The sequence below is a fragment of the Streptomyces sp. NPDC002698 genome (genome assembly GCF_042888945.1).
Lineage (GTDB): Bacteria > Actinomycetota > Actinomycetes > Streptomycetales > Streptomycetaceae > Streptomyces.
Genome location: NZ_JBIAQM010000003.1, coordinates 233224 through 252127, shown reverse-complemented (window position 1 = coordinate 252127; position 18904 = coordinate 233224). Strand labels below are relative to the sequence as shown.

Below are 18904 nucleotides of genomic sequence, written 5' to 3'. Positions count from 1 at the left end.
GTGAGCCTGATTCGGACGGGCGGTGGACCGTACGCTGCCGCCATGTGCGGAATCGTGGGTTATGTGGGGTCGCAGCCGGCGCTCGACGTGGTGATGGCCGGACTGAAGCGACTCGAGTACCGGGGATACGACTCGGCGGGTGTCGCCGTCCTGGCGGACGGGGGACTCGCCGTCGCGAAGAAGGCCGGGAAACTGGTCAACCTGGAGAAGGAGCTGGGCGGCAGGCCGCTGCCGGCCGGAACGACGGGAATCGGGCACACCCGCTGGGCCACCCACGGAGGCCCCACGGACGCCAACGCCCATCCGCACCTCGACAACGCGGGCCGGGTCGCCGTCGTCCACAACGGCATCATCGAGAACTTCGCCCTGCTCCGCGCCGAGCTGGCCGAGCGGGGGCACGACCTGGCCTCCGAGACGGACACCGAGGTGGTCGCGCATCTGCTCGCCGAGGAGTACTCCTCGTGCGCGGACCTGGCGGAGGCGATGCGGCTGGTGTGCCGGCGCCTGGAGGGCGCGTTCACGCTGGTCGCCGTGGACGCCGACGAGCCGGACGTGGTCGTCGGGGCGCGGCGGAACTCGCCGCTGGTGGTCGGTGTCGGCGACGGCGAGGCCTTTCTCGCCTCGGACGTCGCCGCGTTCATCGCCCACACCCGCTCGGCGATCGAACTGGGACAGGACCAGGTGGTCGAACTGCGCCGCGACGGCGTGAGGGTCACCGGGTTCGACGGCAGCCCCGCCGAGGTCCGCTCGTACCACGTCGACTGGGACGCGTCGGCGGCGGAGAAGGGCGGCTACGACTACTTCATGCTCAAGGAGATCGCCGAGCAGCCCAAGGCGGTCGCCGACACCCTGCTGGGACGGATCGACGCGGCCGGCTCGCTGAGGCTCGACGAGGTGCGCATCCCGGTCCAGGTGCTGCGGGAGGTCGACAAGGTCGTCATCGTCGCCTGCGGGACCGCCTTCCACGCCGGGCTGATCGCCAAGTACGCCATCGAGCACTGGACGCGCATCCCGTGCGAGGTGGAGCTGGCCAGCGAGTTCCGCTACCGGGACCCGATCCTGGACCGTCGTACGCTCGTCATCGCGATCTCGCAGTCCGGGGAGACCATGGACACGCTGATGGCGCTGCGGCACGCCCGCGACCAGGACGCCAGGGTGCTGGCGATCTGCAACACCAACGGCTCGACGATCCCGCGCGAGTCCGACGCGGTGCTGTACACGCACGCCGGCCCCGAGGTGGCCGTCGCCTCCACCAAGGCGTTCCTCACCCAGCTCGTGGCCTGCTACCTGGTGGCGCTGTACCTGGGCCAGGTGCGCGGCACCAAGTGGGGCGACGAGATCCAGGCCGTCATCCGGGAGCTGTCGCGCATCTCCCGCGAGGTCGAGCGGGTCCTGGAGACCATGGAGCCGGTACGGGAGCTCGCGCGCTCCCTCGCCGGCAAGAACACCGTGCTGTTCCTCGGCCGGCACGTGGGCTATCCGGTCGCGCTGGAAGGCGCCCTGAAGCTGAAGGAGCTGGCGTACATGCACGCCGAGGGCTTCGCGGCGGGGGAGCTCAAGCACGGTCCGATCGCGCTGATCGAGGAGGACATGCCGGTGGTGGTCGTGGCCCCGTCGCCGCGCGGCCGCTCGGTCCTGCACGACAAGATCGTCTCCAACATCCAGGAGATCCGGGCCCGGGGCGCCCGCACGATCGTCATCGCGGAGGAGGGCGACGAGGCGGTCGTCCCGTACGCCGACCACCTCATCCGCATCCCGGCCACCCCCACCCTGCTCCAGCCGCTGGTGTCGACGGTCCCGCTCCAGGTGTTCGCCTGCGAACTGGCGACGGCCCGGGGCAACGAGGTGGACCAGCCGCGCAACCTGGCGAAGTCCGTGACGGTGGAGTGAGCGCCGTCGTCGGGCGACGACGCGAATTGTCGGACAGGCCCTAGGGTGCGGACATGAGCATCATCGGGGTCGGTATCGACGTGGCCGAGATCGACCGGTTCCGGGCGTCGCTGGAGCGGACGCCCGGGCTGGCCGAACGTCTCTTCGTGGAGAGCGAGTTGCTGCTGCCCAGCGGCGAACGGCGGGGCGTCGCCTCGCTCGCGGCCCGCTTCGCGGCGAAGGAGGCGCTCGCCAAGGCGCTGGGCGCCCCGGCGGGACTGCACTGGACGGACGCCGAGGTCTACGTGGAGGACAGCGGCCGGCCGAGGCTGCGCGTGAAGGGCACGGTGGCGGCCTGCGCGGCCGAACTGGGCGTGGCCTCCTGGCACGTGTCGCTCAGTCACGACGCCGGGGTGGCCTCGGCGGTGGTGGTGGCGGAGGGATAGCCGGGCCGCCGCCTTCGGGCGGAGGGTACGGAGGCCGCGGGACCGCCGGAGGGTGGGGAGGCCGCGGGCCCGCCCCCTTCGGGCGGAGCGGTACGGGACTTGCCGGGACCGCTCCGGACGGGGATCACGGGCCCGCACGGCGCCGCCCGGGTTCCGGACAGGGCTCACAGGCCCGCACGGTGCGGGGGCGGGCACGGGACGTTCCGGTGCGGGAGACTCGGCGTCATGCGTACTGCGTACAGCGTGGAGACCGTGAGGGCCGCCGAGCGGGAGCTGATGGAACGGCTCCCCGAAGGGGCGTTGATGCAGCGGGCGGCCGCCGGGCTCGCCGCCGCCTGCGCGGACCTGCTGGGCCGGGTGTACGCCCGCCGGGTGGTGCTGCTGGTGGGCAGCGGGGACAACGGCGGCGACGCCCTGTACGCGGGGGCGCGCCTCGCCCGGCGCGGGGCCGGTGTCACCGCGGTGCTGCTCGCCCCCGGGAGGACTCACCCGGGAGGACTGGCCGCGCTGCTGCGCGCCGGAGGCACCTCGGCCGCGCCCGGCGCCGCCGAACCGCTCCTGCGGCGGGCCGACCTCGTGGTCGACGGCATCGTCGGGATCGGCGGCAAGGGCGGCCTGCGGCCGGAGGCCGCGCGACTCGCCGAACTCGCGCACGCCTCGCGGGCCGCCGTCGTCGCCGTCGACCTCCCGTCCGGTGTCGAGGCGGACACCGGGGAGGTGCTCGGCGCGGCCGTCCGCGCCGACCTCACCGTCACCTTCGGCACCCACAAGCCGGGGCTGCTCATCGACCCGGCGCGCGGGTACGCCGGTTCCGTACGCCTCGTCGACATCGGGCTCGACCTGCCGGACCCGGCCGACGTGGAGGCGCTCCAGCACGCCGATGTCGCGGCCCGGCTGCCCTTTCCGGGGACGGAGAGCGACAAGTACCGGCGCGGTGTCGTCGGGATCGCCGCCGGGTCCGCCCGCTATCCCGGGGCAGCGGTCCTCGCCGTGGCCGGGGCGCTGCGCGGCGGCGCCGGTGCGGTGCGGTACGTCGGGCCCGCCGCGGACGCCGTCGTCGCCCGCTTCCCCGAGGCGCTGGTCTCCGCGGCGGGACCTTCGAAGGCGGGTCGGGTGCAGGCCTGGGTGACGGGGCCAGGGGCCGGGGACGACGCCTCGGCGGTCGCGGAGGTGCTCGCCGCGGACGTGCCGGTGCTGGTGGACGCGGACGGGCTGCGGCTCGCCGACCGGGGGGCCGTGCGGGCCCGTACCGCGCCGACACTGATGACCCCGCACGCCGGGGAGGCCGCCGCGCTGCTCGGAGTCGCCCGGGAGGCGGTGGAGGAGGCCCGGCTGGCCTCCGTACGGGAGCTGGCGGGGCTGTACGGGGCGACGGTCCTCCTCAAGGGGGCGACGACCCTGGTCGCCGGTCCCACGGGCGGCGCGGTGCGGGTGAACGCCACCGGGACGGCGTGGCTGGCCACCGCGGGGAGCGGGGACGTGCTGTCGGGGCTCGCGGGGTCCCTGCTGGCGTCGGGGCTCTCCGCGCTCGACGCGGGCAGCGTCGCCGCGTATCTGCACGGACTCGCCGGCCGCTTCGCGGCGGACGGCGCCCCCGCGGGCGCCCACGACGTGGCCGAGGCCCTGCCGGAGGCCTGGCGCGACATCCTCGACCGCCCCCGCCTCGACCGACCCCGCCCCGACCGACCCCGCCTGGACCGCCCCCGCCTGGACTGACCGCCTGGACCGACCCCACCTCGACCGGCCCGGCCAAGGGTGAGGCGGGGGAGCGGGTGTCGTGGGCGTTGCACAGATCGGGGGACCTTGCGCGTGTGGCGCCCCCGGGGTGCGCGTGATGTTGCGTATGTCTGTTCGCGTGATGAGCAGACGAAGGGTGTGCCAGGGGATCGCGGTGCTGCTGGCGGTGGTTGCGGCCGTGCCCGTGGGGGCGGTGGCGGCCACGTCCGCTCCGCTGCCGCCCGACTCCGGGCGGGTGGGCGAGCCGTGGCCCGGTCCGGCGGGAGGACCGCGTCCGTCCTGGCCGGGCGACGCCCCGGGCGGCCGGCTGCCGGCGGCGGCCCCGGCCGCCATGGGCATGCCCGCCGCGGGGCGGGGCGGGCGGGACGTGCCCGGGGGCACGCACGGGCCGGTCACGACCACGCCGGTCACGTCCGGGTCGCTCACGTCCGGGTCGCCCGGGTCCGGGTCACCAGGGTCCGGGCCGGTCGCGTTCGCGCCGCTCGGGTCGACGCCGGACGGGTCCCGACCGCCCGGGTCGACGCCGATGGATCCCGCGTCGGCGGGGCCCGCGTCGGCCGGGTTCGCGCCCGGCGGGCCGGGGCCGGTCACGTCCGGGCCGGACGCCTCCCCCTCGTCCGCGGCGCCGGGCGCCCGGCCGGCGGCGGCGTGCGGCGGGCGCGGGGGTCCGTACCAGCGGCAGGCCGAGCGGTGGCTGGGGCTGAGGGCGGACGGGAAGCAGTCGGCGGCCGACTGCCGGGCCATCCGCGCCTTCCAGAGGAAGCACGGGATCGACCCCGCCACAGGGACCGCCGGACCGGCGACCTGGGCCCGCATGCGGGCGCTGTCGGCCCCGGCCCACAGCGCCCCGCACACCCGCCCCCTGCGCGGCTGCCCGGTCCGTTCCTATCGTGTCGCCTGTGTCGACCTCACCCACAAGCGCACCTGGGTGCAGCAGCGGGGCCGGATCCTGTACGGCCCGGTGCCGATGCGCAGCGGCGGGGTCCGGCACCCCACCCGCACCGGCTGGTTCAGGATCTACTGGAGGCACCGTCACCACTGGTCCACCCTGTACGACAGCCCCATGCCGTACGCCCAGTTCTTCAGCGGCGGGCAGGCCTTCCACGCCGTCCGCGGCAGCATCCGTACCGTCGGCGGCTCGATGGGCTGCGTGAACCTGCGGCTCGCCGACGCCCGGGGGCTCTGGAAGGTGCTCAGGAAGGGCGACCACGTCTACGTCTGGGGCCGAAGGCCGCGCGGCTGAGGGCGCGGCCGGGAGCGGGGGCCGCCCGTCCGGGGACCGGCGCCGGGAGGCAGCCGTACGCCTCTGAGAGACTGGGGCGCGATGACAGAGACAGCACACCCGCGGACGGCGCCCCTGCGCGCCCGTGCGGAGATCGATCTGGCCGCCCTGCGAGCCAACGTGCGGGCCCTGCGTGCCCACGCGCCGACCGCGGCCCTGATGGCCGTGGTCAAGTCCGACGCGTACGGCCACGGCGCGGTCCAGTGCGCCCGCGCCGCGCGCGAGGCGGGCGCCACCTGGCTCGGCACGGCCACCCCGGAGGAGGCGCTGGCCCTGCGGGCGGCCGGCCTGCCGGGACGCGTCATGTGCTGGCTCTGGACCCCGGGCGGCCCCTGGGCCGAGGCGATCGAGGCCGACATCGACGTGTCGGTCAGCGGGATGTGGGCGCTGCGGGAGGTCGTCGCGGCCGCCGAGTCCGTCGGGCTGCGGGCCCGGGTGCAGCTCAAGGCCGACACCGGCCTCGGCCGCGCCGGCTGCCAGCCCGCCGACTGGGCCGAGCTCGTCGCCGAGGCCCTGGCCGCCGAGGCGCGCGGGCTGATCACCGTGACCGGACTCTGGTCCCACTTCGCCTGCGCCGACGAGCCGGGCCACCCCTCGATCCGGGCCCAGCTCGCGCTGTTCCGCGAGATGGTGTCGTACGCCGAGGAGCAGGGCGTGCGCCCGGAGGTGCGGCACATCGCCAACTCGCCCGCGACCCTGACCCTCCCCGAGAGCCACTTCGATCTCGTACGGACCGGCATCGCGGTCTACGGGATCTCGCCGAGCCCCGAGCTCGGCACCCCCGCCGACTTCGGACTGCGCCCGGTGATGACGCTGAGCGCGTCGCTCGCGCTGGTCAAGCACGTACCGGCCGGCCACGGCGTGAGCTACGGCCATCACTACGTCACCCCGGGGGAGACCACCCTCGGCCTCGTCCCCGTCGGCTACGCGGACGGCGTCCCGCGGCACGCCTCGGGCACCGGCCCCGTCCTGGTCGGCGGCAAGTGGCGTACCGTCGCGGGCCGGGTCGCCATGGACCAGTTCGTCGTCGACCTCGGCGGTGACGAGCCGGAGCCCGGCGCCCGTGCCGTCCTGTTCGGACCCGGCGACGACGGCGAGCCCACCGCCGAGGACTGGGCGCGTGCGGCGGGCACCATCGCGTACGAGATCGTCACGCGCATCGGAACCCGCGTTCCGCGCGTCTACGTGAAGGTGAAAGAGGAACAAGACGGGTAGCACCCTGGAGCCGAACAGGCGCGCGGGGCCCGGCGGGTGGAGAGCGGCGGGCGGAACACGGCGGGCGGGAGCCGGGCCGACGCGCGTACGGCCGACAGCCGACAGCCGACAGCCGATAACCGACAGCCGAGAGCCGGAGCGAAGAGGAGCGGGACGTGAGCGAGACCAGTGCGGAGGCCGTCGTGAGCGCGGCCTCGGCAGCCGCCGCCTCCGCCGGGAACTGGCGCAGGGCCGGTGTCGCCGGCGCCGCGATAGGCGTGGTCGCGGCGGGCGCCGCGGCCGGAGTCGCGATCGAGCGGCTGACCGTCGGGCGCGGCATGCGCAAGAAGGCGCGTCTGGCCCTCGACTCGACCGGCCCGTACGGCACGCTGCGCGGCACGCCCGGCAAGGCGTACGCGGACGACGGCACCGAGCTGTACTACGAGGTCGACGAGGCCGAGCCGGAGGCCTCGCTCGCCCCGCGCCGGCGCAGGCTCTTCGGCCGCAAGGCCCCCGCCCCCGTCACCGTCGTCTTCAGCCACGGCTACTGCCTCAACCAGGACTCCTGGCACTTCCAGCGCGCCGCGCTGCGCGGTGTCGTGCGCACGGTGCACTGGGACCAGCGCAGCCACGGGCGGTCCGGGCGGGGTGCGGCCCAGATGGAGGACCGCAAGCCGGTCACCATCGACCAGCTCGGCCGCGATCTGCTGGCCGTCATCGAGGCGGCGGTGCCCGAGGGCCCGATCGTGCTCGTCGGGCACTCCATGGGCGGCATGACCGTCATGGCGCTCGCCGACCAGTTCCCCGAGCTGATCCGCGACCGGGTCGTCGCCGTCGCCCTGGTCGGTACGTCGTCGGGGCGGCTCGGCGAGGTCAACTTCGGGCTGCCCGTCGCGGGCGTCGCCGCCGTGCGCCGGGTGCTTCCCGGTGTGCTGAAGGCGCTCGGGCAGCAGGCGGCCCTGGTGGAGCGGGGCCGGCGGGCCACGGCCGACCTGTTCACCGGGGTCATCAAGCGGTACTCGTTCGCGGGCCGGGACGTCGATCCGGCCGTCGAGCGGTTCGCCGAGCGGATGATCGAGGGCACGCCGATCGACGTGGTCGCCGAGTTCTACCCGGCGTTCACCGACCACGACAAGACCGCCGCACTCGCCCGTTTCACCGAGATGCCCGTCCTCGTCCTCGCCGGGGTCAAGGACCTGGTGACGCCGAGCGAGCACAGCGAGGCCATCGCCGACCTGCTGCCGGACGCGGAGCTGGTGCTCGTGCCCGACGCGGGACACCTGGTCATGCTGGAGCACCCCGAGGTCGTCATAGACCGCCTCGCCGACCTCCTCGTGCGGGTCGGAGCCGTGCCGGCAGGGGCTACCGTGGGTGGCTATGGAAGCACCAGCAGCAGCGCACAACCCGGCTGAGCCCGCCCAGGACGGCGTCGGCGTGCAGATCACCGTCAACTCTCCCGAGCAGATGCAGGAGTTGGGCCGCCGGCTCGCCAAACTGCTGCGCGCGGGCGACCTCGTGATGCTGAACGGCGAGCTCGGCGCGGGCAAGACCACGCTGACCCGCGGGCTCGGCGAGGGGCTCGGCGTCCGCGGCGCCGTCACCTCGCCCACCTTCGTCATCGCCCGTGTGCACCCCTCCCTCGGCGACGGACCGCCGCTCGTGCACGTGGACGCGTACCGCCTCGGCGGCGGGCTCGACGAGATGGAGGACCTCGACCTCGACGTCTCGCTCTCCGACTCCGTGATCGTCGTGGAGTGGGGCGAGGGCAAGGTCGAGGAGCTGACCGACGACCGGCTGCACGTCGTCATCCACCGGGCCGTCGGGGACACCACCGACGAGGTGCGGCACGTGACGGTCACGGGACTCGGGCGGCGCTGGGCCGCCGCCGATCTGACGGTGCTCGCGGCCTGAGCGGGGCGGACCCGCGTCCCGGCGCCGCACATGCCCGGTTCCGCCGGGTCTTCGTGGCGCGGGCGGCCCTCGCTCGTACATTCGGCCAACGTTTCCGACAGGACGTCGGCAAAATATTGCGTTCGGCGTCCCGGCCGTGGTCACATGGACATCAGTGCGTAGTTAGGTCTACCTAACCACGCTTGCCCCCGAAGCCCGAGGAGGCGTCCATGTCGGCATCAGAGTCGGCATCAGAGTCGGCCGCAGTGCCGACTTCGGAACGTGACGTGCCGGCCGCGCCGCGCGCGGTGGCCGGGGTGTCGATGCGGGATCTGCTGGCGGCGTGCGCCGCGGCGGAGGCGGTGTCCAGGCCGCCCCTCGCACCCCTGGCCGACCCCGGTGCGGAGCGCCCCCGCAGGGCCGCCTGACACGCACGCGGACCGGGGCGCCGCCGCGGTCACTTGACGACGACGACCTTCGCGCCGACGGTCGCGAACCCCCACATCGCGTCGCCGTCGGCGCGCGAGGAGCGGATGCCGCCGAGCTTCTTCTCCGGGTCGGGAGCCTCCGTGGAGCCGTTCACCGCGGCACTGAAGCCGAAGGCGACGCCGTTGACCAGCGAGAACCGTACGACGTGCTCGATCTGCGTCCCGTCGGACCCGGGGGTCGAGCCGGTCCGTGACGTGACGGCGTAGGTGCCGGCGGACGGGTCGACCGTGCCCGGGGTGACCTCGAAGGTGCGCTTCACCTTGTCGCCCGCGCCGACCAGCCAGACGCGGTCGGAGCCGGTCGAGTAGACGACCCGCACACCGGTGCCGGACGAGGCCGGCAGCGCGGCCGGGTCCTTCTTGGCCCGGGGTGCCTTGGAGACGGAGGGCTTGGCCGACACGCTCGCGCCCGGTTCGCTGCCCAAGGTGTCCGGAACGTTCGCGGATGCCTGGAAAGCGAGGAAGCCGACTGCCGCGAGCGCCGCCACGGTGAGCCCGGCCACGATTCCCGAGCTGCTCCTAGCCACCTTGTGTGCCCACCTCTCGACCTTCGTACGTCCTTGCTGTTGACGGTAGCAGCCGGGGGACGGGAGTCCCGGGCGGCCTTGCGTCGGGCTCCGGCGCCGTACGCTGTTTGCGTGCTCTTGCTCGCTCTGGATACCGCCACCCCCGCCGTGACCGTCGCCCTGCACGACGGCACGTCCGTCATCGCCTCGTCGAGCCAGGTGGACGCGCGCCGGCACGGGGAACTGCTGCTGCCGGCCGTCGACCGGGTGCTCACCGAGGCAGGCCTCAAGCTGGACGCCGTCACCGGCATCGTCGTGGGCGTCGGCCCCGGCCCGTACACGGGGCTGCGCGTCGGCCTCATGACCGCCGACACCTTCGGAGTCGCGCTCGGCGTGCCCGTGCACGGTGTGTGCACCCTCGACGGGCTCGCGTACGCGGCCGACGTGGAGGGACCGTTCGTCGTCGCCACGGACGCCCGGCGCAAGGAGGTCTACTGGGCACGGTACGCCGACCGCCGTACCCGGCTGTCGGAGCCCGCCGTGGACCGCCCCGCCGAGATCGACGAGGCCGTCACCGCGCTGCCCGCCGTCGGCGCGGGCGCGCTCCTGTACCCCGACACCTTCGCCGACGCCCGCGCCCCCGAGAACGTCTCGGCCGCGGCCCTCGCCTCCCTGGCCGCCGAGAAGCTGGCCGCCGGTGAGGAACTGGAGCCGCCCAGGCCGCTGTATCTGCGCCGCCCGGACGCCCAGGTGCCCAAGAACTACAAGGTGGTCACCCCCAAGTGACCCTCGTACTGCGCGAGATGCGCTGGTGGGACATCGATCCCGTGCTGGAACTGGAGAAGGAACTCTTCCCCGTCGACGCCTGGTCCCGGGGCATGTTCTGGTCCGAACTGGCCCACGCCCGGGGGCCGGAGGCCACCCGGCGCTACCTGGTCGCCTGCGACGGCGACGCGCTCGTCGGATACGCCGGGCTCGCCGCCTCGGGAGACCTGGGCGACGTGCAGACGATCGCGGTGCGGCGGGACCAGTGGGGCACCGGCCTGGGCGGCCTGCTGCTCACCGAACTGCTCCGGGCCGCCAGCGACTTCGACTGCGCCGAGGTGATGCTCGAGTGCCGCGTGGACAACGTCCGCGCGCAGAAGCTCTACGAGCGCTTCGGCTTCGAGCCCATCGGCTTCCGGCGCGGCTACTACCAGCCGGGGAACGTGGATGCCCTGGTGATGCGGCTGCACGACCCATCGACCTCCGTACAAGGAACAGAGACCCATGGCTGACGAACCACTCGTCCTCGGCATCGAGACCTCCTGCGACGAGACCGGTGTCGGCATCGTCCGCGGGCACACCCTGCTCGCGGACGCGATCGCGTCGAGCGTCGACGAGCACGCGCGCTTCGGCGGGGTCGTTCCCGAGGTCGCGTCCCGGGCCCACCTGGAGGCGATGGTCCCGACCATCCAGCGGGCGCTGAAGGACGCGGGTGTGTCGGCCGGGGACCTGGACGGCATCGCGGTCACCGCAGGACCCGGGCTCGCCGGGGCGCTGCTCGTCGGGGTCTCGGCCGCGAAGGCGTACGCGTACGCGCTCGGCAAGCCGCTGTACGGCGTCAACCACCTCGCCTCCCACATCTGTGTGGACCAGCTGGAGCACGGCGCCCTGCCGGAGCCCACGATGGCCCTGCTGGTGTCCGGCGGCCATTCCTCCCTGCTGCTGTCCACCGACATCACCTCCGACGTACGGCCGATGGGCGCGACCATCGACGACGCGGCGGGCGAGGCCTTCGACAAGATCGCGCGCGTGCTCAACCTCGGCTTCCCGGGCGGCCCGGTCATCGACCGGTACGCCAAGGAGGGCGACCCGAACGCCATCACGTTCCCGCGCGGTCTGACCGGGCCGCGCGACCCGGCCTACGACTTCTCCTTCTCCGGTCTCAAGACCTCCGTGGCCCGCTGGATCGAGGCCAAGCGGGCGGCCGGGGAGGACGTGCCGGTGCGCGACGTGGCCGCGTCCTTCCAGGAGGCCGTGGTGGACGTGCTCACCCGCAAGGCCGTCCGCGCGTGCAAGGACGAGGGCGTCGACCACCTCATGATCGGCGGTGGCGTGGCCGCGAACTCGCGGCTGCGCGCGCTCGCCCAGGAGCGCTGCGAGGCCGCCGGCATCCGGCTGCGGGTGCCGCGCCCCAAGCTGTGCACGGACAACGGCGCGATGGTCGCCGCGCTGGGTGCCGAGATGGTCGCCCGCAACCGGGCCGCCTCCGACTGGGACCTTTCGGCGGACTCGTCGCTGCCGGTGACCGATCCGCACGTGCCGGGGCGCGGGCATGCGCACACGCACGATCACGTGCACGAGGTCGCGAAGGAGAACCTCTACCCGTGACCGTCGCGCTGATGTGGGAGGCCCGGGCCGTCGCCGGCCGGGGCGAGGACCTGCTCGCCTGGGTGCGCGGGCAGGACATCCCCGGGGACCCGGTGCGCCGGGAGATCCTCCGGGCCCCTCAGGACCGGGTCCTCGTCATCACCTGGTGGGACGCGCCGTACGACGCCGAGCTGCCCGAACTTCCGGAACCCGACGAGGAGTTGGTGACCCGGGCGGTGCACAGGTGGCGCTTCGAGTCGGTGGGCTGACGAACGGCCGAACGGCCGGTGCGCCCGTGCGGGAACGGGACGCACCGGCCGGCCGTCGGGTCAGGACACCTGGACGGTCTCGGTCTCGCAGCGCAGGCGCCGGTCCGTGCCGAGCTTCCGCACCGGACCCGTCAGGTTCAGCCGGGCCGTGTGGCGCACGTCCGCGCTGGAGGCGGCGAGCCGCAGCTCCAGGGCGCCCGGTTCGACGATCCGGGTGCCGGCGCGGTCGGTGAACGCCGAGAGGTCCGCGTGGAAGCGGAAGGTCACCCGGCGGGCCTCGCCCGGTGCCAGGTCCAGGCGCCGGTAGCCGATCAGCCGCACGTCCGGGCGGGTCACCGAGGCCACCGGGTCGTGCAGGTAGAGCTGGACGACCTCGGCGCCCGCGCGCTCACCGGTGTTGCGGACGGTCACCGACACGTCGTACGAACCGTCGGTGCCGATCTCGGTGCCGATCCCGCTCTCGGGAACCTCGGCCGGCTCCCAGTCGAACGAGGTGTACGAGCGGCCGTGGCCGAACGGGTACAGCGGTGTCGGGTCCAGGTTGCTCACCTCGCCCTTCAGGCCCAGCGGCGGCTGGAGATACGTCCACGGCTGGCCGCCCGGGTCGCGCGGCACGCTCACCGGCAGCCTGCCCGAAGGTCCGACCCGGCCGGACAGCACGCCCGCCAGCGCGGGGCCGCCCTCCTCGCCCGGGAAGAACGCCTGGACCACGCCGCCGAGGCGGTCCTGCCAGCGGCCCAGCGCGTAGGGGCGGCCGGTGAGCAGCACCAGGACCACCGGGACCCCCGTGGCGACCAGGGCGTCCAGCAACTCGCCCTGCACACCCGGCAGGCCGAGGTCGGCCACGTCGCAGCCCTCGCCGGAGGTGCCCTGGCCGAACAGGCCGGCCCGGTCACCGAGCACCGCCACGCACACGTCGGCCTCGGCGGCCCGTGCCACCGCCTCCTCGAACCCGGACCGGTCCGGCTCCGAGACCCCGCAGCCCCGCGCGAACGTCACCTTGGCGTCCGGCAGTTCGGCGCGCAGCGCGTCGAGCACGGTCGGGATGTCCACACCGGTGGGCACCTCGGGGTGGTGCGTGAGCACGTGCGAGGGGAACGAGTAGCAGCCGAGCATGGCCAGGGGGTCGTCCGCGCGCGGGCCGACCACCGCGATGCGGGTGTCCGGGGCCAGCGGCAGCACGCCGTCCGCGTTGTCCAGCAGGACCACCGACTCCTCGGCGAGCCTGCGGGCGAGCGCCCGGTTGCCCGCGGAGTCCAGGTCGACCGGGCGGCCGGTCTCCGGCCGCCAGTCCTCGTCCAGCAGGCCGAGATCGCACTTCTGGAGCAGCACCCGGCGGGCCGCCCGGTCGATCAGCGACTCGGGGACGGTGCCCGCGCGGACGGCGGCCACCAGCGGCTCGCCGTAGCACTTCAGCGTGGGCAGCTCGACATCGATGCCGGCCTCCAGCGCCTTGTGCGCCGCCTCGGCCTCGGTGCCGGCCACCCGGTGCAGCGTCTGGAGGAAGCCGATGCCGAAGTAGTCCGAGACCACCGTGCCGGTGAAGCCCCACTCGTCGCGCAGCAGCTCCGTCAGCAGCTGCGGGTCGGCCGACGCCGGGACGCCGTCCGTGTCGTTGTAGGCGGCCATCACCGAACGGGCGCCGCCCTCGCGCAGCGCCATCTCGAACGGCGGCAGCGTGATGTCGGCGAACTCGCGCACTCCGGCTCGCACCGGCCCCAGGTTCCGGGCACCCGCCGAGGCCGCGTACCCGGCGAAGTGCTTGAGCGTGGCCACGATCCCGGCCGACTCCAGGCCCCGCACATAGGCGGTGGCGACGGTGCCGACCAGGTACGGGTCCTCGCCGATCGTCTCCTCCACCCGGCCCCAGCGCAGGTCGCGGACCACGTCCAGGACCGGGGCGAGGCCCTGGTGGACGCCGACCGAGCGCAGGTCCTCGCCGATGCGCCGGCCCAGCTCCTCCACCAGCTCCGGATGGAAGGTGGCGCCCCAGGACAGCGGGACCGGGTACGCCGTCGCCCGCCAGGCCGTGAAGCCCGCCAGGCACTCCTCGTGGGCGACCGCGGGGATGCCGAAGCGGCTCGCCTCGATGATCCGGCGCTGGGCGCGGGCCAGCGCCTGCGCGCCCAGCGCCGGGTCCACGGGGGCGGTGCCGAAGGAGCGGGTGAGCTGGCCGAGCCCGCGGGTGATCAGCTCGTCCCAGTCGTAGTCGGAGGACATCTCGCTCTGGAGCGGGGCGACTCCGCCGCCGTCCGTGTCGGCGCCCACCCACACGCCGTAGAGCTGGGCGGTCTTCTCCTCCAGGGTCATCCGGGAGAGCAGGTCGTCGACGCGGGTCGCGGCGGGCAGGGCGGGGTCGCGCCAGGGAGCGGTGGTCATGGAACTCCTGTCGGGGAAAGGGGGGTTCGAGCGCCCCTGGTCGTACACGTTCACTTGCCGCCCACACCCATGAGGCCGCCGACCAGCGCGCGGCGGGCCACCAGGTACACGATGAAGATCGGGACACCGGAGAGGACGACGGAGGCGAGGATCGCGGGAATGTTCACGCCGAACTCGCTCACGTAGTTGAACAGGCCGAGGGTCAGCACCCGTGGTCCGTCGGACTGGGTGAAGATCAGCGGGAAGAGGAAGCCGTTCCAGGCCTGGAGCGCCGCGTAGATGACGACGGTGCTGATGCCGCCCTTGGCCATCGGGATGACGAGCTGGAACAGCATCCGGGTGGTGGAGGCGCCGTCCAGCGCCATCGCCTCGTACATCTCCTCCGAGATGTCCCGCAGGGTGCCGGTGAGGACCAGTACCGACACCGGCATGGCGAACGCGGCCGTCGGCAGCACGATCGCGAGCAGGCTGTCGTAGAGGTTCAGCTTGGCGATCATCAGGTAGAGCGGCACCACGACGGCCTGCGCGGGGATCGCCACGCCCAGCAGGAACAGCCGGAACGCGGCCCCCGACCAGACGCTGCGGGTCCGCACGGCCACGTAGGACAGCGGGACGCACAGCACCAGGACGATCAGGACGACCCCGGCGGCGGCCAGCACCGTGTTCCACAGCAGGTGGCCGAAGCCGTTGTGCAGGACGGTGTTGTAGTTGTCCAGGGTCGGACGGGACGGCGGCTTCAGGGCGTTGTGGCCCAGCGCCTCGTCCTGGTGGGTGAGCGAGGCCGAGAACATCGCGTAGATCGGGATGATCACGACGGCCAGCCAGATCAGCGCCCCGGCCCCGGCGAGGGGGTTGGCGCGCCGGGTCCAGTGCCTGCGGCGGGGCGCGGGCCGCCCGGCGGCGGGGGCGGAGTCCGTCTTCACGGGACGGGGCAGTGTGTCGTGCGACATGGCGTCACATCCCTTCCCGGGTGCTGCGCATCGCGCCGAAGCCGGACAGCTTCACCATCAGCAGGGACAGCGCGGTCGCCGCGAGCACCAGGAACGAGGCGACCGCGCTCGCGTAGCCGAAGTCGTAGCTCTTGAAGCCCGCCTCGTACATCAGGTACGGCAGGATCGCCGTGTCGGTGCCCGGACCGCCCTGGGTGAGGATCAGGACCGTCTCGAAGTACGTCAGCGAACCGACGATCATCAGCACGCTCGACGTCGTCGCCGTGTTGCGCAGCTGCGGCAGCGTGATCGAGAAGAACTGGCGGTAGCGGCCGGCGCCGTCGATCGCGGCCGCCTGGTACAGGACTTCGGGGATCTGCCGTGCTCCGCCCTGGTAGATCAGGGTGTGGAAGGGGATGAACTGCCAGCCGCCGACGAACACGATCGCGAGGAACGCGCCGCTGGTCGTGCCGAGGGTGTCCTTGTGGATGATCCCGAAGTTCGGGTCGAGGAGCGCGTAGAACAGCAGGGAGATCGCCGTCGACGACAGCAGGAACGGCACGAAGAAGATCGCCGAGAGGACCGCGCGGTTGCGCTGCCGGCCCGCCGCCCACACCCCGAGGAGCAGGGAGATCACCGTCTGGAACGCCCAGCTCACCACGGTCAGTCCGACGGTGACCGTCAGGGACTGGGTCAGCCGGTCGTCGCTCAGCAGCTTGCGCCAGTTGGCCAGGCCGACCGGCTCGGGGTCGCCCAGGCCGTTCCACCTGGTGAACGACAGGTAGAAGGCCAGGACCATCGGGGCGAGGGCGAAGAACGCGAAGAACAGGACGCCGGGGAGGGCCAGTGCCGCGCTCGGGCGGCCGGCCCTGTTGCGCCGGGCGGAGCGGGGGCGGCCCGCGTCGTTCCGCGGGCCGCCCTTGACCTGCGTGAGGCTCACTTCAGCTCCTTGAGCGCCGACACGAACTGCGTCGGCGAGGACTTGCCCACGAACAGCTTGTTGACCTCGGTGAGCATCGGCGTCGACACGTCGGGGTCGACCGCCTGGTCCCAGCTCAGCGTGAACGCCGGGGCCTGCTGCACCATCTGGTACTGGAACTTGGCGAACTCCGGGTTCGGCGAGGCGTCCAGGAGGGTCGCCGCGTTCGAGGTGGCCGGGACGTCACCGTTGGCGATGAGTTCCTTCGTGTACGCCAGGGAGGCGGAGTCCCGCAGGAAGGCGATCGCCGCGTCCTTGTTGGAGGTGCGGGCGTTCACCGACCAGTAGTTGGTCGGGTTGCCGACCACGTTGCGGATGTCGCCGGCGCCGCCCTCGATCTGCGGGAAGGCGCACCAGCCGAGGTTCTTCCTGGCGAAGTCGGGGAACTTGCCGAGCTGCGTGGAGTACTCCCACGAACCCATCAGGTGCATCGCCGCCTTGCCCTTGGCGAAGACCGCGGGAGCACCGCCGTTGCCGTAACCCACCGAGCTGTAGCCCTTGCCGAAGGCGCCGTCGTCGATCAGTTCCTTGACCGTCTGGGCGGCCTTGAGGACGGCCGGGTCGCCCCAGGCGGTGGCGTCACCGTTCTTGATCTTCTCGAAGACCTGGGGGCCGCCGATCCGGTCGACCAGGTACTCCAGCCACATCAGCTCGGGCCAGATGTCCGCGCCGCCCAGGGCGAACGGGGTGATCTTCGCCTTCTTGAGCTTGGTGTTGATGTCCAGCAACTGGTCCCAGGTGGTGGGCGGCTGGAGCTTGTTCTCCTCGAAGACGGTCTTGTTGTAGAAGAGGATCACGGGCTGCATGCCGCGCATCGGCACGCCGTAGTTCTTGCCGTCCAGTCCGCCCGACGCCAGCACCGACGGCAGGAAGCCGCTCTTGAGCACGGAGTCGGACGTGATGACGTCGGTCAGGTCGACCAGCTGGCCGGCCTCCCGGTAGGCCTTGATGGAGCCGCCGCCCCAGTTGAAGAACACGTCGGGGGCGTTGGGCGAGCCCATCGCCGTGCGCAGCTTGGCCGGGTAGTCGGTGGCGGGCACCTTCTGGAGCTTGATCGTGCCCTTGGCCTTCTTCGCGGCGGCCGACGCGTTGAACCGGTTCACGGACTTGACCTGGATCTTCGCCGCGTCGTCGCCGTACACGAACGCGGTGAGCGTCCCGTCGGCGCCGGAACCGCCGCTGGAGCCGCAGGCGGTGAGCCCGCCGACGGAGGCCAGGGCAGCCGTGCCCGCGCCGAGGAACCAACGTCTGCTGTAGGACTCCATAGGACGGCACCTCTCGGTAGGCGCGAAGGATCGTCGGTGATCCATCGCGAATGTTTCGAGTTATTTTTCGAATGTTCCGGGAAGGTAAGACGATCCGGTAGGCCCGTCAAGGGGTCGCGCAGAGATACGATCGCCGCCATGAAGCCTGGGAAGTCCGCAGAACCACAGACGGCGACGCTGGCCGAGATCGCTCGGGAAGCCGGTGTCTCGGCTCCGACTGTTTCGAAAGTCCTCAACGGCCGCGCCGACGTCGCCCCAGCGACCCGCTCCCGCGTCGAGGAGCTGCTGCACGCCTACGGCTACCGCCGCCGCCGTGCCGAGGCCTCCCGCTCGCCGCTGATCGACCTGGTCTTCCACGAACTGGAGAGCGCCTGGGCGATGGAGGTCATCCGGGGCGTGGAGAACGTCGCCAGGGACGCCGGCCTCAGCGTGGTGCTCTCCGAGTCCGCCGGGCGGCTCACCCCCGGCCGGACCTGGGCCGACCAGGTCGCCGCCCGCCGCCCGCACGGCGTGGTGCTCGTCCTCTCGGGCCTCGACGACTCCCAGCGCGCGCTGCTGCACAGCCGCTCCATCCCGTTCGTGGTGATGGACCCGGCGGGCGATCCCGGAGTCGACGTGCCCTCCATCGGCGCCACCAACTGGCAGGGCGGCCTCGCCGCGACCCGCCACCTCGTCGAACTCGGCCACACCCGGATCGGCGCCATCAGCGGGCCGTCACGGATGATGTGCAGCCGGGCGCGCGTCGACGGCTACCGCGCGGCGCTGGAGACGGCCGGGCTTCCGGTCGACCCCTCGCTGATCGTCGCCGGGGACTTCCACCACGAGGCCGGCCACCGGATCGGCCTCGACCTGCTGCGCCGCCCCGACCGGCCCACGGCCGTCTTCGCCGGCAACGACCTCCAGGCGCTCGGCCTCTACGAGGCGGCCCGCGAACTGGGGCTGCGCATTCCCGAGGACCTCAGCGTCGTCGGCTTCGACGATCTGCCGGTGGCGCGCTGGGTGGGGCCGCCGCTGACGACCGTACGGCAGCCGCTGACGGAGATGGCCGAGGCGGCGGCGAAGCTGGTGCTCGACCTGAGCCGCCAGGAGCGGCCCTCGGCCGGGACGCGGATGGAACTGGCGACCAGCCTGGTCGTGCGCAGCAGCACGGGGGCGCCTCCGGCGTGAGACCGGGCGCCTCCGGTGGGGGGTCGGGGCCGTGCCGGTGCATCAGCCCGTCGCCGTTGGACGGAGATGTGGCCGTCGGTGGCGACGGGCATCGATGTACCGGCACGTCCCCTCACGCGCGTACCCGGCTGCGGGTGCGTCCGTCCAGAACG

General features: G+C 73.2%; 18 protein-coding genes. 13 read left to right on the top strand and 5 right to left on the bottom strand.

Annotation, left to right across the window (positions count from 1 at the left end; translation table 11 throughout):
* Positions 1 to 42 precede the first annotated feature (42 nt).
* The 8 genes from glmS (at position 43) to ACFYW9_RS05790 (ending at position 8846) form a co-directional block, all read left to right on the top strand.
* A complete protein-coding gene (glmS, locus tag ACFYW9_RS05825; RefSeq protein WP_389145302.1) occupies positions 43 to 1890 on the top strand; it encodes a glutamine--fructose-6-phosphate transaminase (isomerizing) in 1848 nt (615 codons plus the stop codon).
* 53 nt (positions 1891 to 1943) lie between these two features.
* Complete coding sequence (locus ACFYW9_RS05820; protein WP_328670925.1) at positions 1944 to 2315, top strand: holo-ACP synthase; 372 nt, start codon at positions 1944 to 1946, stop codon at positions 2313 to 2315.
* A 225-nt stretch (positions 2316 to 2540) separates the two neighbouring features.
* Entirely contained in the window at positions 2541 to 4031 is a 1491-nt protein-coding gene (locus ACFYW9_RS05815; RefSeq protein ID WP_389145298.1) for an NAD(P)H-hydrate dehydratase, read from the top strand.
* Between the two features lie 142 nt (positions 4032 to 4173).
* Positions 4174 to 5295: a L,D-transpeptidase family protein gene (locus ACFYW9_RS05810; RefSeq protein ID WP_389145295.1), complete on the top strand. Its 1122-nt coding sequence runs from the start codon at positions 4174 to 4176 to the stop codon at positions 5293 to 5295.
* A gap of 81 nt (positions 5296 to 5376) precedes the next feature.
* A complete protein-coding gene (alr, locus tag ACFYW9_RS05805) occupies positions 5377 to 6549 on the top strand; it encodes an alanine racemase (RefSeq protein WP_389145292.1) in 1173 nt (390 codons plus the stop codon).
* Between the two features lie 155 nt (positions 6550 to 6704).
* Positions 6705 to 7940: an alpha/beta fold hydrolase gene (locus ACFYW9_RS05800; RefSeq protein WP_389145288.1), complete on the top strand. Its 1236-nt coding sequence runs from the start codon at positions 6705 to 6707 to the stop codon at positions 7938 to 7940.
* Entirely contained in the window at positions 7906 to 8439 is a 534-nt protein-coding gene (tsaE, locus tag ACFYW9_RS05795) for a tRNA (adenosine(37)-N6)-threonylcarbamoyltransferase complex ATPase subunit type 1 TsaE (protein ID WP_326786042.1), read from the top strand. The genes ACFYW9_RS05800 and tsaE overlap by 35 nt, the downstream gene beginning before the upstream one ends.
* Positions 8440 to 8648: 209 nt before the next feature.
* Positions 8649 to 8846: a hypothetical protein gene (locus ACFYW9_RS05790; protein WP_389145284.1), complete on the top strand. Its 198-nt coding sequence runs from the start codon at positions 8649 to 8651 to the stop codon at positions 8844 to 8846.
* Between the two features lie 29 nt (positions 8847 to 8875).
* On the opposite strand, the gene ACFYW9_RS05785 is transcribed toward ACFYW9_RS05790, so the two are convergent.
* Positions 8876 to 9433, bottom strand: a complete 558-nt coding sequence (locus ACFYW9_RS05785; protein ID WP_389145281.1) for a hypothetical protein — start codon at positions 9431 to 9433, stop codon at positions 8876 to 8878.
* A gap of 111 nt (positions 9434 to 9544) precedes the next feature.
* Between ACFYW9_RS05785 and tsaB the strand changes: the two genes are divergently transcribed.
* Genes tsaB through ACFYW9_RS05765 form a run of 4 tightly spaced genes read left to right on the top strand, consistent with a single transcriptional unit; the run spans position 9545 to position 12033 of the window.
* Positions 9545 to 10198, top strand: a complete 654-nt coding sequence (tsaB, locus tag ACFYW9_RS05780) for a tRNA (adenosine(37)-N6)-threonylcarbamoyltransferase complex dimerization subunit type 1 TsaB (RefSeq protein WP_351874983.1) — start codon at positions 9545 to 9547, stop codon at positions 10196 to 10198.
* Positions 10195 to 10689: a ribosomal protein S18-alanine N-acetyltransferase gene (gene rimI, locus ACFYW9_RS05775; protein WP_351874986.1), complete on the top strand. Its 495-nt coding sequence runs from the start codon at positions 10195 to 10197 to the stop codon at positions 10687 to 10689. The genes tsaB and rimI overlap by 4 nt, the downstream gene beginning before the upstream one ends.
* Positions 10682 to 11785, top strand: coding sequence for a tRNA (adenosine(37)-N6)-threonylcarbamoyltransferase complex transferase subunit TsaD (tsaD, locus tag ACFYW9_RS05770; protein WP_351874989.1), 1104 nt, complete (start codon positions 10682 to 10684; stop codon positions 11783 to 11785). The genes rimI and tsaD overlap by 8 nt, the downstream gene beginning before the upstream one ends.
* On the top strand, positions 11782 to 12033 hold the full coding sequence (locus ACFYW9_RS05765) for a hypothetical protein (RefSeq protein ID WP_389145276.1): 252 nt from the start codon (positions 11782 to 11784) through the stop codon (positions 12031 to 12033). Before tsaD ends, ACFYW9_RS05765 begins: the two co-directional genes overlap by 4 nt.
* A 60-nt stretch (positions 12034 to 12093) precedes the next feature.
* Here ACFYW9_RS05765 and ACFYW9_RS05760 read toward each other — a convergent pair whose 3' ends face one another.
* The 4 genes from ACFYW9_RS05760 to ACFYW9_RS05745 are packed head-to-tail and all read right to left on the bottom strand — an operon-like array spanning position 12094 to position 17585.
* A complete protein-coding gene (locus ACFYW9_RS05760) occupies positions 12094 to 14412 on the bottom strand; it encodes a glycoside hydrolase family 3 N-terminal domain-containing protein (protein WP_389145273.1) in 2319 nt (772 codons plus the stop codon).
* A gap of 50 nt (positions 14413 to 14462) precedes the next feature.
* Positions 14463 to 15362 (bottom strand): carbohydrate ABC transporter permease, encoded by a 900-nt coding sequence (locus tag ACFYW9_RS05755; RefSeq protein ID WP_351874998.1) that lies wholly within the window; start codon positions 15360 to 15362, stop codon positions 14463 to 14465.
* A 4-nt stretch (positions 15363 to 15366) separates the two neighbouring features.
* Positions 15367 to 16281 carry a carbohydrate ABC transporter permease gene (locus ACFYW9_RS05750; protein WP_389145268.1) on the bottom strand — a complete coding sequence of 305 codons (915 nt, stop codon included), beginning with the start codon at positions 16279 to 16281 and terminating at the stop codon, positions 15367 to 15369.
* On the bottom strand, positions 16278 to 17585 hold the full coding sequence (locus tag ACFYW9_RS05745) for an ABC transporter substrate-binding protein (protein ID WP_389145265.1): 1308 nt from the start codon (positions 17583 to 17585) through the stop codon (positions 16278 to 16280). The genes ACFYW9_RS05750 and ACFYW9_RS05745 overlap by 4 nt, the downstream gene beginning before the upstream one ends.
* A 138-nt stretch (positions 17586 to 17723) precedes the next feature.
* Here ACFYW9_RS05745 and ACFYW9_RS05740 point away from each other — a divergent pair, with 138 nt between their 5' ends.
* Positions 17724 to 18752: a LacI family DNA-binding transcriptional regulator gene (locus ACFYW9_RS05740; RefSeq protein WP_351875002.1), complete on the top strand. Its 1029-nt coding sequence runs from the start codon at positions 17724 to 17726 to the stop codon at positions 18750 to 18752.
* Positions 18753 to 18904 lie beyond the last annotated feature (152 nt).

What these genes read in the sequence shown, in the direction of transcription:
- alr (WP_389145292.1), top strand. Translation starts at nt 5,377, where the DNA reads ATGACAGAGACAGCACACCCGCGGACGGCGCCCCTGCGCGCCCGTGCG.
- tsaD (WP_351874989.1), top strand. Translation starts at nt 10,682, where the DNA reads ATGGCTGACGAACCACTCGTCCTCGGCATCGAGACCTCCTGCGACGAG.
- ACFYW9_RS05740 (WP_351875002.1), top strand. Translation starts at nt 17,724, where the DNA reads ATGAAGCCTGGGAAGTCCGCAGAACCACAGACGGCGACGCTGGCCGAG.
- glmS (WP_389145302.1), top strand. Translation starts at nt 43, where the DNA reads ATGTGCGGAATCGTGGGTTATGTGGGGTCGCAGCCGGCGCTCGACGTG.
- ACFYW9_RS05790 (WP_389145284.1), top strand. Translation starts at nt 8,649, where the DNA reads ATGTCGGCATCAGAGTCGGCATCAGAGTCGGCCGCAGTGCCGACTTCG.
- ACFYW9_RS05760 (WP_389145273.1), bottom strand. Translation starts at nt 14,412, where the DNA reads ATGACCACCGCTCCCTGGCGCGACCCCGCCCTGCCCGCCGCGACCCGC.
- ACFYW9_RS05745 (WP_389145265.1), bottom strand. Translation starts at nt 17,585, where the DNA reads ATGGAGTCCTACAGCAGACGTTGGTTCCTCGGCGCGGGCACGGCTGCC.
- ACFYW9_RS05755 (WP_351874998.1), bottom strand. Translation starts at nt 15,362, where the DNA reads ATGTCGCACGACACACTGCCCCGTCCCGTGAAGACGGACTCCGCCCCC.
- tsaE (WP_326786042.1), top strand. Translation starts at nt 7,906, where the DNA reads ATGGAAGCACCAGCAGCAGCGCACAACCCGGCTGAGCCCGCCCAGGAC.
- ACFYW9_RS05815 (WP_389145298.1), top strand. Translation starts at nt 2,541, where the DNA reads ATGCGTACTGCGTACAGCGTGGAGACCGTGAGGGCCGCCGAGCGGGAG.
- ACFYW9_RS05820 (WP_328670925.1), top strand. Translation starts at nt 1,944, where the DNA reads ATGAGCATCATCGGGGTCGGTATCGACGTGGCCGAGATCGACCGGTTC.
- ACFYW9_RS05810 (WP_389145295.1), top strand. Translation starts at nt 4,174, where the DNA reads ATGAGCAGACGAAGGGTGTGCCAGGGGATCGCGGTGCTGCTGGCGGTG.